Here is a 13,966-nt window from a genome sequence, read left to right as displayed (position 1 = left end):
ATGCGTACTGCCTACTGCGTCGAGACCGTCCGTCGTGCCGAGCGGGAGCTGATGGCCCGGGTTCCTGAAGGGGCGCTGATGCAGCGGGCCGCCGCCGGGCTCGCCGCCTCCTGCGTGCACCTGCTCGGGCGGGTGTACGGGCGGCGGGTCGTGCTGCTGGTCGGCAGCGGCGACAACGGGGGTGACGCCCTGTATGCCGGGGCTCGGCTGGCCCGGCGGGGGGCGGGGGTGAGCGCGGTGCTGCTCGCGCCCGAGCGCACGCATGCCGGAGGGCTGGCGGCGCTGCGGCGGGCCGGTGGGCGCACGGCCCTGCCCGGCGGCGCCGAGGAGGTCCTGCGGCGGGCCGATCTCGTGCTGGACGGCATCGTCGGGATCGGCGGGAAGGGGGGACTGCGGCCGGACGCCGCCGCGCTGGCCGCGGTCGTCGCCGACACGCGGGCCCTCGTCGTCGCCGTCGACCTGCCCAGCGGCGTCGACGCCGACACCGGCGAGGTGCACGGGAGCGCGGTCCGCGCCGATCTGACCGTCACCTTCGGCACGCACAAGCCGGGGCTGCTCGTCGACCCCGCGCGGGAGTACGCCGGGTCGGTGCGGCTCGTCGACATCGGGCTGGGGGACGCACTGCCCGCCGCGCCCGAGCTGGAGGCCCTGCAGCACGCCGACGTCGCGGCCCTGCTGCCGGTGCCGGGCGGGGAGAGCGACAAGTACCGGCGGGGGGTCGTGGGGATCGCCGCCGGGTCCGCCCGCTATCCGGGGGCCGCCGTGCTGGCCGTGGCGGGGGCGCTGCGGGGCGGGGCGGGGGCCGTGCGGTACGTGGGGCCGGCCGGGGACGCGGTCATCGCGCGGTTTCCCGAGACGCTCGTGTCCGACCGGGGGCCGAAGCAGGCCGGGCGGGTGCAGGCCTGGGTCGTCGGGCCGGGGGCCGGGGACGACGCGGGGACGGTGGCGGAGGTGCTGGCCGCGGAGGTGCCGGTGCTGATCGACGCGGACGGGCTGCGGCTGGCGGACGCGAGTGCGGTGCGGGGGCGTGGCGCGCCCACGTTGATGACGCCGCACGCCGGGGAGGCGGCCGCGTTGCTGGGCGTGGCGCGGGAGGAGGTGGAGGGGGCCCGGCTGGCCTCGGCGCGGGAGCTGGCGGCGCGGTACGGGGCGACCGTGCTGCTGAAGGGGGCGACGACGTTGGTCGCGCAGGCCGGGGGCGAGGGCGTGGTGCGGGTGAACGCCACGGGGACGGCCTGGCTGGCGACGGCCGGCAGCGGGGACGTCCTGTCGGGGCTCGCGGGGTCGTTGCTGGCGGCCGGGCTGACCCCACTGGACGCGGGCAGCGTCGGAGCCTACCTGCACGGCCTGGCCGGCCGCTTCGCGGCCCAGGGCGCGCCGGTGGGCGCGCACGACGTGGCCGAGGCGGTTCAGGAGGCCTGGCGGGACGTACGGGACTGAAGGCGCCCGTAACGGCGGCGGGGCCGGACCGGAGAAGGTCTCTCCGGTCCGGCCCCGCGGGCCGGCCTCAGCCGGTCCGGTGCTTCAGCACGGCCTCCCTTGCCTTGTGGAGGGCGAAGCCGATGATCGGGATGAACACCACGAAGCACACGTCACGTGCGGTGCCGGGGGACATCACGAGGTGCGTCAGCGCGTCCGAGGCGAGGACGGCGAGCACGAAGATCAGCGCGTCCGCCCCGATCCTCTTCCAGTCGGTCTTCCTGCCGTTGTCCGTCACGTCCTCGCCTTCCACTTCTTGAAGATGCTCCAGATCTTCGCGAAGAACTTCTCCTGCTTCGCCTTGGTGAGCCCGAATCCGGTGAGGCAGCCGAGGGCCGCGTACCTGATCTTCGTCTTGAGGCTGCCGGACTTGAACAGGAACGCGACGCACGCGCCGGCCACACAGTCCGCGATCTCCGTGCGGTAGGGCAGAAGATACGGTGCCCACTCGCCGATCGCCCAGTACACGAACACCTTCAGCGCCCCGGACAGGGCCGCCTTCAGGATGTCCTTGAGCGGTCCCCACATGTGGCCGTCGAGGTCCGTCATGTTGACCGGGTCCGACGGGTATCCGTAGTGGTTCGGGGAGCCCGAGACGACCGGGTCGGCCTGCAGGAAGCGGCCGGTGGCCGGGTCGTAGAGGCGGCTGCCCATGACCGTGTAGCCGGAGAGGGTGTCGCCGGAGCGCTGCGCGGTCCCGAGCCAGCCGTAGGTCGTGGCCGCGGTGGCGTCGAGCGCGTTGCCGTACTCGTCGTAGTGCTGGACGGTACTGGCCACGGACGTGTCCAGCGGCTGCTGGACCACGATGTCGCCGTGCAGGTCGGCGAGTTGCAGCACCGTGTTGCCGGTGGCCGAGGTGAGGGCGCCGAGGGAGCCCGTCAGGTCCGTCACGTCACGGCTGACGGCGCTGCCGTTCTGGCTCCACGACGGGGTGTCCGTCGCGCCGCCGTAGTGCTGGGTGGTGGTGCCGGTGGTGGTCCAGGTGCCGTCGGTGGCCTGGGTCTGGGCGGAGCGGACGGCGAGGCGTCCGGCGGCGTCCAGGGTCCAGGTGTTGCGGGCGGCGCCCAGGGTCTCGGTGCGGACCAGGTCGTTCGTGTAGTACGTCAGGGCGGTGTTGCCGCTGGTGGTGGTGCGGCCGAAGGCGTCGTAGACGTAGCCGGGGTTCACCAGGCGGTCGGCCTTGTCGTAGGCGTACGACGTGGTGGTCGAGGTGGTGTCGGAGGTGCTGCTGTCGCAGTCGTCCGAGCTGGTGGTCAGCTGGGTGCGGTTGCGGTCCGCGTCGAAGGAGTAGGCGCGGGTCGTGCAGCCGGCGGCGGTGGTGTCGGCGGCCTTGATGAGGTTGCCGGCGTTGTCGTAGGTGTAGGCGGACTGGGTGGTGGAGCCGTCGGTCCGGGTGTGCCCGGCCCGGCGGCCGTCGATGGTGTAGCCGGCGCTGTCGGAGGCGACGGCCGTGCCGTCGGACGCGGTGTAGGCGCGGTCGGTCTGCTGACCGGCCGGGTCGGTGGCCTGGGTGAGGGTGTAGCTGCCGGGCAGGGTCTCGGTGGTGAGGTTGCCGTCGGCGTCGTAGCTGCCGGTGAAGGTGCCCGCGACCGAGTCGGTCAGGGTCGCCAGGTCGCCGGCGGCGCTGTAGGCGAACGTGGTGGTGGAGGGCGCCGAGTCGGTGTTCTTCACCGGGCGGTCCAGGATGTCGTACGCCGTGGTGGTGGTGTTTCCGGCGCCGTCGGTGTAGGAGATCTGGCGGCCCAGGTCGTCGTAGCCGTAGGTGATGGTCTGCCCGTTGGACGCCCGGGTGACGATCTGCCCGTTGGTCTGGCTGTAGCCGAAGGTCGTGACGGGCGTGGTCGTGCCGGTTCCGCCGGTGACGGCCGTCGTGGTGAGGCGGCCCGCGCCGTCCACGGTGGCGGTGGTCGTGCGGGTCACGCCGTTGGCGGTCTCCGCCTTGGTCGCGACCTGACCCCAGCGGTCGTAGGTGTAGACGGTGGTGACGGCGTCGGTCGGGTTGCTGCCACCGCCGGTGATGGCGGCCGCGGGCGCGGTCCTGCAGAGCAGGCCGTCCCACTCCACGGAGGCGCAGACGCCGCTGGCGGACGCGCTGTAGTAGGTGTTGTTCAGGGTGTTCGCGTCCGAGCCGGAGGATCCGGCGGTGCGGGTGGACGCCACCCGGCCGGCGCTGTCGTAGGTGGTCACCGGGTCGGTGCTGCCGATGCCGGTGGTGGTCTGCTGCGCGCCGGTGGACCAGTTGTAGGTGGCGGTGGTCGTGGTGGTGTCGGTGTCGGCGACGTGGCCCGCGATCGCGGCGCCGGTCGTCGTGGTGGTGGGCAGGTCGGCGACCGCCGCGCCGGACGGCCGGTTCTCGTCGTAGGTGTACGACGTGTGCTCACGGGCCGGGACGACCGAGCCGGCCGGCAGGGTCGACTCGGCGTCGGAGCCGGTCAGTTCCGTGGCCAGGGTGGTCTGGTGCAGGGGGCCGTACTCGTCGGTGAGGCGCTTGCCGTCCGCCGAGTAGGTGGAGACCGTGGCCAGCTGCCGGGCCCGGTCCGCGGTCGGCAGGGCGGCGAGGCCGAGCTCCGTGAGGGTGTCGGAGGAGCCGGCGAGGGCCAGCGCCCGGTTGCCGGCGGTCAGTTCGAAGACGGTGTTGCCGAATTCGTCGTGGCCGGTCGTGGAGATCGCGCCGCCGGGCTTGGCGGTGTTCGTCTCCGCGCCGTCGGCGTCGATGTAAGTGACGGTGGCCCGGCCGTACGAGGACGACGTCAGGCCGGAGCCGGCGTTGGCGGAGGGCACGCTGTCGGCCGGGAAGACGGCCGTGGCGTCCGTGGGCGCCTCGTCCTGACCCCAGCCGGCCACGGTGGCGGCGTCCATCTGGTACGGGGCGGTGGAGCCGGACAGCGGCACGTCGTAGACGACGGTGGTGGCCGCCGTGCCCGACGTGGTGCTCGCGCTGCCCTGGGCCAGACCCGGTCGGGAGGCCTTCAGCAGCATGCCCGCGCCCGCGGTGAGCGTCGAGCCGGCCGTGCCGTAGGTGAACGTCCAGGGCAGCTCGCCGGGCTTGGTGAGGGTGGCGACGCGGCCGTTGGAGTCGTAGGTGTACTGCGTCTTCAGCGCGGGGCTGATGCGCGGGTCCCACTCCTGGCGCAGGTGGCCGGAGCCGTCGTAGGCGTAGGAGGCGATGGTCTCGGCGGTCGCGGCGGAGGCGCCGGGCGTCGTCGCCCACAGCTTGATCGACGAGACCTGGTCCTTGTAGTCGCCCGGCACGCTGTCCGTGGCGGTCGTGGAACCGGCGTAGACGAACTCCAGGACCCGGCAGCCCTTGGTGGCGGGCGCAGCCTGGCAGGCGGCGGAGGTGACGGCCCCGGTCGGGGAGATCACGTACTTGGGGCGGGCCAGGGTCTTCGTGCCGGACGGCACGGTCTGCGAGGCGACGGTGACCGTCGTGTCGCTGACGGCGGCCGCGGTCGACGCCAGGGTCCAGGTGGTCGTGCCGGTGCCGGCCTTGGCGAAGACGCTGACGTCGGCGGCGGAGTCCTTCAGGGTGAAGGTGTCGCCGGACGAGGCGTAGGTGAGGGTCAGGTTCTCCGCGCCCGGCTGGGGCTGCCAGCCGCCGGCGTTGGTGGCGGTGAAGGCGACCGTGTCGCCGTCGGCGGCGAGGAGCTCCACCGACGTGCCGGAGGTGCTGCGGATCTGCGTGTAGGCGTGGTCCGTGCTCGCGCCGGTGACGGAGGAGGCCCAGCCGGGTCCGAAGATCTGCGCCTGGCCCTCGCTGTCGTTGGCGTTGGCGCGGGAGGAGTAGGTCCGCTCGACGTTCGCCTCGAACTGCGCGGCGTCGGTCGCCGTCAGGGTGTAGTCGCCGGTGAGCTCGTTGACCTCGCCGGGGCCGACCTGGGCGGTCGGGGCGGTGCCGGCGTCGCGGTCGAGGGTGACGCCGACGGTCTGCGAGTAGCCGGTGGAGGTGCCGTCGGTGAACGCGGCGCGCAGCTCGATCACGCCGTCCTCGGCCAGGCTGGAGACGGTGTTCCAGACCAGCTTCGTGGCGGTGCCGGAGGTGACGGCGACGGGCCAGGCGGAGACCGCGTTGCCGGCGGCGGTGACGTCGCCGACCGGGACGGTGTGCCAGCCGTCGGCCTCGCCGCGCCGGTACTGCCAGGTGACCCCGGTGTAGGTGGACAGGCCCTTCGCGGCCAGCGTCAGCCGGCGGGCGGTGGTGTCGCCGGCCTGCGGGGACAGGATCGCGGCACCGTCCGCGCCGACGCCGAAGCTGTACGCGGTCGTCGTTGAGGAAACGTTTCCGCCGGAGTCGACGGTCTTGGCGTAGAGCGTGTGCCAGCCGTTCGCCGGGTCGATGCTGATCGTCTGCGCGTCGCCGCCGCTGCCGTCGGTGGTGTCCAGCTTCTGGTTCGGCGTGGCCGCGTCGTCAAGGCCCCAGTAGTAGCCCGCGCCGTCCGTGGAGGTGGTGTCGAGGGTGCACGAGACCGCGCCGCTCGCCTTCGCCGTCCAGCCGTTCTCGCCGTACGTGGCGCAGCTGACCGTCGGGGCGGTCGGCAGGCCGGTGTTCAGCACGAACGTGGTGTAGCCCGTCCAGGAGCCGTAGTCCGTGCCGTCGTACGCCCGCGCCCGGTAGCGCAGGTGGGCGCCCGCCGGGAAGGCGTTCGCGGAGGGGATCGTCAGCTTGGCGGTGGATCCGGAGGTGACCGACGAGCTCGTGCCGGTGTACGAGTACGTCGTGTCCGCGTACGCGGGGTCCGCCGTGACCTCGAACTGCGCCTTCGTGGCGGAGCCGTCCGGATCGGCGACCTTCGCCGACAGGGTGGGCGTCAGCGAGGTGACATACCGCTTGCCGTTGTAGGTGTTGACCTGCGACGGCGCGACCGCGAGGGAACTCGGCGTCGACGGGTACGAGTTGTAGGTGACGACGAGTTTGGGTGCGTAGCCGGTGGTGGGGTAGTTGGCGGAGCGGAAGCGGCGCCAGGTGGTGGAGTCGGTTTCGTCGGCGGCGCGGACTTGGAGGCCGTAGTTGGTGGAGCCGTCGGCCCAGGCCTGGACGATGGTCTGGAGGTTCCAGTTGGACCAGTTGGCGGGGCAGGTGGAGTCGTAGCCCCAGTGGCCGGTGTTGGTGGCCATGCCGGTGGTGGTGGTTGTGGGCTGGGCGCCCCAGGTGATGGAGGAGGAGGACCAGGTGGAGGTGATGCGGCGGGCCTGGGTGGGGGATCCGGCGGTGGAGCAGGTCGCGGAGTAGTAGTTGTACAGCGACATGGTGGCCGCGGTGATGTGTTTGCCGGTGAACTTGGAGACGTCGAACTTCAGGTACGAGTGCGCGGTGTCGGTGCCGGCGTCGTAGGTGCCCGACTTGAGTTCCTGGGAGGAGATCTGGGAGTCGGTGTAGTCGGGGTTCTGCACCCAGGTGTCGGTGGTGACGGCGAGGGTGGTGGTGGGGTCGACGGTCACCGGGTAGGTGGCGGTGGCCAGGAAGTCGGCGCTGGGGGTGAGGACGAGGGTCTGGGCGCCGTTGGCGGCGGTCTCGATCTTCGTCGCGACGCGCTGCTGGTGGGCGGACTCGCCGGAGGCCTTGTTCTTGGAGGAGTCCCACATCATGGGGGCGGGGGCTTCGGCGACGAGTTTGCCGGCCGGGTCCTTCAGGAGCAGGTGTCCGGAGGTGGCCTGGGACAGTTTCAGGCCGTCGAGGTTCATCGGGATGCGGTACGAGGCCGCACCGCCGGCGGGCTTCTGGGCGAGGCGGATGGTCTCCGAGAAGCCCTGGGCGAGGGCGCTGACGGAGAGGGTCTGTCCGCCGCCCAGGGGGTAGGAGGCGGTGTTGTCCTTCACCGACGGGGTCGGCAGCTTGCCGGACCAGCCCAGTCCGAAGGACTGCTTGCCCCGGCTGACCGAGGCGAGTTTGGTGTCGCCGCCGTCGGAGACCGCGACCTTCGCGGCCGCGACCGCCGGGGTCAGGTCGGCTCCCGTGTCGGACAGCGAGGTGTCGATGGTCTTCCACACACCCGCGACCTTGGTACGCACCGGACCGGCGAACGCGTCCGTCTCCAACTGGCCGTTCGGCAACGCATACGTCGACGAATCCGCCGTGCGCTCGCTGGTCGCCTCGATCTTTCGGCCCTGGAGCCGGGCCATCAGCAGCGCCGCCTCCACGGAGTCCGCGGACGAGGCGGCGGCCTTGGCGCTGTGGGCCCGACCGGACCCCGCCTTCGCGGCCCCGGCCGTGGCACCGGAGTCGAAGCCGGCGGCGAACGCCGACCCCGTGCCCAGCGACAACAGGGCCGTTTCCGCCGCGAGTACGGCGGCGACCGCGAGTGCGGTGCGCCGGACGGATTCGCTTCCGCGTCTCCGTCCGGAGCGTCCCCCCGAAGTCGGGAAGACCCATCTCCCCTTGAGTCTCATCACATCTCCTGTACGTACTTCGACAGCGCGCGGTGCGCTGCTGGACGTGATGATGAAGGAGGATTCCGTGCAGAAATCGGAACGGAAGTTTCACCGGGGAAACGTGACCCTCAGATTCTCCTCAAACGCTCTTGACCTGGCGGAAGAGGAGGTGGGTGGACCTTCAAGGTTTGGCTAAGGCGGCAGAAACGAAATGCAAACCAAGCTTCGGCAATGAGACCAAAACGGGCAGGTCGGTCCGCCCGGGGATTGCTCTGCGGAACTCGTCCGCGGTTTCCGGCCGCCGGAGATTTTGGCTGATCGTTATCTGTGCGACGAAGGTCTGTCTCCGGCCCATGGAGAAAGTAGACCGGCTCTTTGTTTCTGCTTTTCCTTGCCGTCATGGTGAGTTCATTCGCGTCGTCCCGGCACCTCCTTCCGGGTGGCTTGGGAGTGGCTTACGGGTGACCCGCCGCGCGCCACTGCCCGGACGCCGGAGCCCCGCGTTTGGCTGATCGCATGATCAGCACACGAACCGCCGCCGTCCTTCTCACCGTCGCGTCCCTCCTCTCCTGCCCGGGCGCCGCCCGCGCCGCCCCCGCTCCCCCCGACCCCTGGACCCAGCTCGTGCCCGGAGTGCCGCCAGGGTCGTATCAGCCCTGGCAGATCGACACCCCCGATCAGCTGCTCGCCCCCAGGGTGTACGAGCCGACCGCCGCCGAGGACGCCGTCGAGCCGCCGGACGCCGCCGCGGGCACGTACGCGCTGGTCGAGTACGTGCCGTTGGAGGAGGTCGCCGCGCGGACGGCGTGCACCAAGCGGACCGGGCCCTACCAGCGGGCGGTCGAGCGGTGGCTGAAACTGAAGGTGGACGGGAAGCAGTCCGCCGCCGACTGCAAGGCCGTCCGCGCGTTCCAGCAGGCGCAGAAGATCCAGCCCGCCATCGGCTTCGCGGGGCCCGTCACCTGGGCGCGGATGCAGCTGATCTCCGCCGGGAAGAACCCGAACGCCGGCAAGAAGTGCCCGGTGCGGACCTACCGGGTCGCCTGCGTCGACCTCGATCGGCAGGTGACCTGGGTGCAGAAGGGGGCGAAGGTCGTCTTCGGGCCGGTGTCCATGCGCAGCGGGCGGGCCGTCCATCCCACCCGCAAGGGCTGGCACACCGTCTACTGGCGGCACAAGAACCACGTGTCGACGCTCTACGGCACCCCCATGCCGTACGCCCAGTTCTTCGACGGCGGACAGGCCTTCCACGCCGTCTACGGCACCATCCACACCGTCATCGGCTCCATGGGCTGCGTCAACCTCACCCTCGGTGACGCGCGCGCACTGTGGGGCGTGCTGAAGAACGGCGACAAGGTCTACGTCTGGGGGCACCGTCCCGGCACCTGAGCCGGCGCCGCCCCGGCACCCTGCCGTACTCGGCCCGGTACTCAGGGGGCTGTCCGAGCGCTCTGAGACACTGGGCGCGATGAGTGAGACTGCCAAGCCACCCGCCCACCCCGCGCGCGCCCGTGCCGAGATCGACCTGGCCGCGCTGCGGGCCAATGTGCGGACCCTGCGTGCCAAGGCGCCGGGAGCGGCGTTCATGGCCGTGGTGAAGGCCGACGGGTACGGGCACGGGGCCCTGCCGTGCGCCCGGGCGGCCGTCGAGGCCGGCGCCGCCTGGGTGGGCACCGCCACGCCCGAGGAGGCGCTGGCGCTGCGCGCGGACGGCGGGCTGCCGGCCGACGTCAGGATCATGTGCTGGCTGTGGACCCCGGGCGGGCCCTGGCGGGAGGCCGTCGAGGCCGACCTCGACGTGTCCGTGAGCGGCCTGTGGGCGCTGCGCGAGGTCGAGGAAGCGGCACGGGCCGCCGGGCGGCCCGCCCGGGTACAGCTCAAGGCCGACACCGGGCTCGGGCGCAACGGCTGCCAGCCCGCCGACTGGCCCGAACTGGTCGGCGAGGCGCTGCGGGCCGAGGCGGAGGGGCTGCTCCGCGTCACGGGGCTGTGGTCGCACTTCGCCTGCGCCGACGAGCCCGGCCATCCCTCCATCGGCCTCCAGCTCGGCAGTTTCCGCGAGCTGGTGGCGTACGCCGAGGCGCAGGGCGTGCGGCCCGAGGTGCGGCACATCGCCAACTCGCCGGCCACGCTGACGCTCCCCGACACCCACTTCGACCTGGTCCGGCCGGGCATCGCGATGTACGGCGTCTCGCCCAGCCCCGAGCTGGGTTCCTCCGCCGACTTCGGACTGCGCCCCGTGATGACGCTCGCGGCCTCGCTCGCCCTGGTGAAGCACGTCCCGGGCGGACACGGCGTGAGCTACGGCCATCACTACGTCACCCCCGGCGCCACCACCCTCGGGCTGGTGCCCCTCGGCTACGCGGACGGGGTGCCCCGGCATGCCTCCGGCACCGGGCCCGTGCTGGTCGGCGGCAAGTGGCGGACGGCCGCCGGACGTATCGCCATGGACCAGTTCGTCGTCGACCTCGGCGGCGACGAACCCGGGCCCGGCGCGGAGGCGGTCCTCTTCGGACCCGGCGACCGCGGCGAGCCCACGGCGCAGGACTGGGCGCAGGCGGCCGGAACCATCGGGTACGAGATCGTCACGCGCATCGGAGCGCGCGTTCCCCGCGTCTATGTGAATGAGTGACAAGACGGGTAACACGCAGTCAGTGCACGGACATCGGCCTAGGAGGAGCGGTACGTGAGCGAGAGCAGCGCGGAGGCAGTGACGGGTGCCGCCTCGGCGGCCGTCGCCGCCGCCTCCGCCACGGGGGCGGGCGGCTGGCGCCGGGCGACCGGTATCGCCGGCGCCGCGATAGGCGTGATCGCCGCGGGCGCCGCGGCCGGTGTCGCCCTGGAACGGATGACCGTGGGCCGGGGCATGCGGGCCAAGGCCCGGCTCGCCCTCGACTCGGCGGGCCCCTACGGCGGACTGCGCGGCACCCCGGGCAAGGCGTACGCCGACGACGGCACCGAGCTGTACTACGAGGTCGACGACGTCGAACCGCAGGGCGGACCGGCGGGCCGCCGGCGGCGGCTCTTCGGCCGCAAGGCGCCGCTGCCCGTCACCGTCGTCTTCAGCCACGGCTACTGCCTCACCCAGGACTCCTGGCACTTCCAGCGGGCGGCCCTGCGCGGCGTCGTGCGGACCGTGCACTGGGACCAGCGCAGCCACGGCCGCTCCGGGCGCGGCAACGCCCAGCTCCGGGACGGTGAGCCGCTCACCATCGACCAGCTGGGGCGGGACCTGAAGGCCGTCATCGACGCGGCCGTGCCCGAGGGGCCGATCGTGCTCGTCGGACACTCGATGGGCGGGATGACGGTGATGGCGCTGGCCGCGCTGTACCCCGAGCTGATCCGTGACCGGGTCGTCGCCACCGCTTTCGTGGGAACGTCGTCCGGGCGGCTCGGCGAGGTCAACTTCGGGCTGCCGGTCGCGGGCGTGAACGCGGTGCGACGGGTGCTGCCGGGCGTGCTGAAGGCGCTCGGACAGCAGGCGGCCCTGGTGGAGAAGGGGCGGCGCGCCACCGCCGATCTCTTCGCCGGGATCATCAAGCGGTACTCGTTCGCCTCGCGGGACGTGGATCCGGCGGTCGCGCGGTTCGCCGAGCGGATGATCGAGGGCACGCCGATCGACGTGGTCGCCGAGTTCTACCCGGCCTTCACGGACCACGACAAGACCGAGGCGCTGGCCTGCTTCACCGACATGCCGGTGCTGGTGCTGGCCGGGATCGGGGACCTGGTCACGCCGAGCGAGCACAGCGAGGCCATCGCCGACCTGCTGCCGGACGCGGAACTGGTCCTGGTGCCGGACGCCGGACACCTGGTGATGCTGGAGCACCCGGAAGTGGTCACCGACCGGCTCGCCGACCTGCTCACCCGCGCGGGCGCCGTCCCGGCGGGCGCTACCGTGAACGGCTATGGAAGCACCAGCAGCACCGCACAACCCGGCTGAGCCCGACCCGGTCGGCAACGGCGTGGAGATGGTCGTCACCTCCCCTGAGCAGATGGGGGAGTTGGGCCGCCGTCTGGCCAAGCTGTTGCGGGCCGGCGATCTCGTGATGCTCAGCGGAGAGCTCGGCGCGGGCAAGACGACGCTCGCCCGGGGGCTCGGCGAGGGCCTCGGGGTCCGAGGCGCCGTGACCTCCCCGACCTTCGTGATCGCCCGCGTGCACCCCTCCCTCTCGGCGGGGCCGCCGCTCGTCCACGTCGACGCGTATCGCCTGGGCGGCGGGCTCGACGAGATGGAGGACCTCGACCTGGACGTCTCGCTGCCCGACTCGGTGATCGTCGTGGAGTGGGGCGAGGGCAAGGTCGAGGAGCTGACCGACGACCGGCTCCAGGTCCGTATCCACCGGGCCGTCGGAGATACCACCGACGAGGTGCGGCACGTCACCGTCACCGGACTGGGTGAGCGGTGGGCTTCGGCGGACCTGAACGTCCTCACGGCGTGAACGTTCCGACAAGACGTCGGCAAAGTGTTGCGTTCGGCGTCTTGTGCGTGGTCACATGGTACCCAGTTAGAAGTTAGGTCTACCTAACCTCGCCCGCCCCCGAACCGCAGGAGGCGTCCATGTCGGCCACCGAGAACAAGCAGCGCCAGCCGGTCGAGGTCGCCGCCGGTGTGTCCATGCGTGACCTGCTGGCCTCCTGCGCGGCGGCCGAGGCCGTCTCCACGCCGCCGCGGCTGCCCGACCCGGCGACGGTCGTGGAACCGCCCGTGGAGCACCCCAGGGCGGCGTGAGCGCGCGGCAGGGCCCTACCGGATCACGACGACCGGCTCGCCGATCGTCGCGAACTCCCACATCGCGTCGCCGTCCGCGGTGCTCTGCCGGATGCCGCCCGTGAGCATCGTCGGATCGGGCTCGGGCAGCGAGCCGTCCAGCGCCGCGCTGAACCCGATCGTCACGTCGTTCACCGTGGCGAAGCGCACCACGTGCTCGATGGGGATGCCGTCGGTGCCGGTGACGGCGCCCGCCCGGGAGGTGACGCGGTAGCTGCCCGGCCGCGGGTCCACACTGCCGGGGGCGACCTTGAACGTGCGGTTGACCTTGCCGTTCGCGCCGACCAGCCAGACCCGGTCGTCGTCCAGCGAGTACACGACCCGCTCACCCGTGCCGGAGCCGCCCGGGAGCGCCGCCGGGTGCCGCTTGTCCCGGGGCGCCTTCGGCGCCGGCGTCGCGGGGGCCTTGCTGCGCTGCGGTCCGGCGAGGTCGGCGGGCGCGCTCGCCGAGGCCCGGAAGGCGAGGAACCCGACCGCCGCCAGGGCCGCCACGGTGAGCCCGGCCACGAAAGTCGAGCTGTTGCTTGGCACCGGCGACCACCTCGTCCGTTCTATCTGCCCGACTACGGGTCTGTCCCGTACGTCACGGTTCGCGGTGACGTTAGCAGTCCGTACGGGCCCCGTCGGCGCGGCCGTGTCGAGGGCGCGGGAGCCGTAGGCTGTTTGCGTGCTCTTGCTCGCTCTCGATACCGCCACCCCCGCCGTCACCGTCGCGCTGCACGACGGCACGGACGTCGTCGCCTCCTCGAGTCAGGTGGACGCCCGCCGGCACGGCGAGCTGCTGCTGCCGGCCGTCGACCGGCTGCTCGCCGGGGCCGGGCTCAGACTCGACGCCGTCACCGCGATCGTCGTCGGCGTCGGCCCCGGCCCCTACACCGGGCTGCGGGTCGGTCTGATGACCGCCGACACCTTCGGGCTCGCGCTCGGCGTCCCCGTGTACGGCCTGTGCACGCTCGACGGCCTCGCGTATGCCTCCGACCTCCAAGGACCCTTCGTGGTGGCGACCGACGCCCGACGCAAGGAGGTCTACTGGGCGCGCTACGCCGACTCCCGGACCCGGGTCTCGGGCCCCGCCGTGGACCGGCCCGCCGACATCGCCGAGCAGGTGGCCGGGCTGCCCGCCGTCGGCGCGGGCGCGCTGCTGTACCCGGACACGTTCCCGAACGCGCACGAGCCCGAGCATGTGTCCGCCGCGGCGCTCGCGAGCCTGGCCGCTGAGAAACTGGCCGCCGGCGAGGAGCTCCCGGCGCCGCGCCCGCTGTATCTGCGGCGGCCGGACGCCCAGGTGCCGAAGAACTACAAGGTGGTCACCCCCAAGTGACCGAAGCCGTCAACCCACCCGGCCGCCCC

General features: G+C 72.5%; 10 protein-coding genes. 7 read left to right on the top strand and 3 right to left on the bottom strand.

The genetic code is table 11. From position 1 onward, the window contains the following. Complete coding sequence (locus tag B5557_RS17625) at window positions 1-1,440, top strand: NAD(P)H-hydrate dehydratase (RefSeq protein ID WP_079660394.1); 1,440 nt, start codon at window positions 1-3, stop codon at window positions 1,438-1,440. Window positions 1,441-1,507: 67 nt separating this feature from the next. On the opposite strand, the gene B5557_RS17620 is transcribed toward B5557_RS17625, so the two are convergent. Together B5557_RS17620 and B5557_RS17615 are read right to left on the bottom strand one after the other, a co-directional pair. Then, on the bottom strand, window positions 1,508-1,732 hold the full coding sequence (locus B5557_RS17620; protein ID WP_079660393.1) for a hypothetical protein: 225 nt from the start codon (window positions 1,730-1,732) through the stop codon (window positions 1,508-1,510). Beyond that, the gene (locus tag B5557_RS17615; RefSeq protein ID WP_079660392.1) at window positions 1,714-7,866 is read right to left on the bottom strand and encodes a DNRLRE domain-containing protein; all 6,153 of its coding nucleotides are present in this window, start codon (window positions 7,864-7,866) and stop codon (window positions 1,714-1,716) included. The genes B5557_RS17620 and B5557_RS17615 overlap by 19 nt, the downstream gene beginning before the upstream one ends. Window positions 7,867-8,364: 498 nt before the next feature. Here B5557_RS17615 and B5557_RS17610 point away from each other — a divergent pair, with 498 nt between their 5' ends. The 5 genes from B5557_RS17610 (at window position 8,365) to B5557_RS44240 (ending at window position 12,577) form a co-directional block, all read left to right on the top strand. Next, window positions 8,365-9,237, top strand: coding sequence for a L,D-transpeptidase family protein (locus B5557_RS17610; protein ID WP_079660391.1), 873 nt, complete (start codon window positions 8,365-8,367; stop codon window positions 9,235-9,237). A gap of 79 nt (window positions 9,238-9,316) precedes the next feature. Then, entirely contained in the window at window positions 9,317-10,480 is a 1,164-nt protein-coding gene (gene alr, locus B5557_RS17605) for an alanine racemase (protein WP_079660390.1), read from the top strand. 54 nt (window positions 10,481-10,534) lie between these two features. Next, a complete protein-coding gene (locus tag B5557_RS17600; RefSeq protein ID WP_079660389.1) occupies window positions 10,535-11,788 on the top strand; it encodes an alpha/beta fold hydrolase in 1,254 nt (417 codons plus the stop codon). Further along, a complete protein-coding gene (gene tsaE, locus B5557_RS17595) occupies window positions 11,754-12,287 on the top strand; it encodes a tRNA (adenosine(37)-N6)-threonylcarbamoyltransferase complex ATPase subunit type 1 TsaE (protein WP_079660388.1) in 534 nt (177 codons plus the stop codon). Before B5557_RS17600 ends, tsaE begins: the two co-directional genes overlap by 35 nt. A gap of 119 nt (window positions 12,288-12,406) precedes the next feature. Then, on the top strand, window positions 12,407-12,577 hold the full coding sequence (locus tag B5557_RS44240; RefSeq protein ID WP_173877697.1) for a hypothetical protein: 171 nt from the start codon (window positions 12,407-12,409) through the stop codon (window positions 12,575-12,577). A gap of 15 nt (window positions 12,578-12,592) precedes the next feature. Here B5557_RS44240 and B5557_RS17590 read toward each other — a convergent pair whose 3' ends face one another. Next, entirely contained in the window at window positions 12,593-13,147 is a 555-nt protein-coding gene (locus tag B5557_RS17590) for a hypothetical protein (protein ID WP_231976385.1), read from the bottom strand. 136 nt (window positions 13,148-13,283) lie between these two features. Here B5557_RS17590 and tsaB point away from each other — a divergent pair, with 136 nt between their 5' ends. After that, window positions 13,284-13,937: a tRNA (adenosine(37)-N6)-threonylcarbamoyltransferase complex dimerization subunit type 1 TsaB gene (gene tsaB / locus B5557_RS17585; RefSeq protein ID WP_079660386.1), complete on the top strand. Its 654-nt coding sequence runs from the start codon at window positions 13,284-13,286 to the stop codon at window positions 13,935-13,937. The last annotated feature ends 29 nt before the right edge of the window (window positions 13,938-13,966 follow it).

It is taken from the genome of Streptomyces sp. 3214.6 (assembly GCF_900129855.1).
In the GTDB taxonomy this organism is placed as follows: Bacteria; Actinomycetota; Actinomycetes; order Streptomycetales; family Streptomycetaceae; genus Streptomyces; species Streptomyces soliscabiei.
This window is presented reverse-complemented; position numbering and strand designations above follow the sequence as displayed.

What these genes read in the sequence shown, in the direction of transcription:
- B5557_RS17625 (WP_079660394.1), top strand. Translation starts at nt 1, where the DNA reads ATGCGTACTGCCTACTGCGTCGAGACCGTCCGTCGTGCCGAGCGGGAG.
- B5557_RS17615 (WP_079660392.1), bottom strand. Translation starts at nt 7,866, where the DNA reads ATGAGACTCAAGGGGAGATGGGTCTTCCCGACTTCGGGGGGACGCTCC.
- B5557_RS17610 (WP_079660391.1), top strand. Translation starts at nt 8,365, where the DNA reads ATGATCAGCACACGAACCGCCGCCGTCCTTCTCACCGTCGCGTCCCTC.
- alr (WP_079660390.1), top strand. Translation starts at nt 9,317, where the DNA reads ATGAGTGAGACTGCCAAGCCACCCGCCCACCCCGCGCGCGCCCGTGCC.
- tsaE (WP_079660388.1), top strand. Translation starts at nt 11,754, where the DNA reads ATGGAAGCACCAGCAGCACCGCACAACCCGGCTGAGCCCGACCCGGTC.
- B5557_RS44240 (WP_173877697.1), top strand. Translation starts at nt 12,407, where the DNA reads ATGTCGGCCACCGAGAACAAGCAGCGCCAGCCGGTCGAGGTCGCCGCC.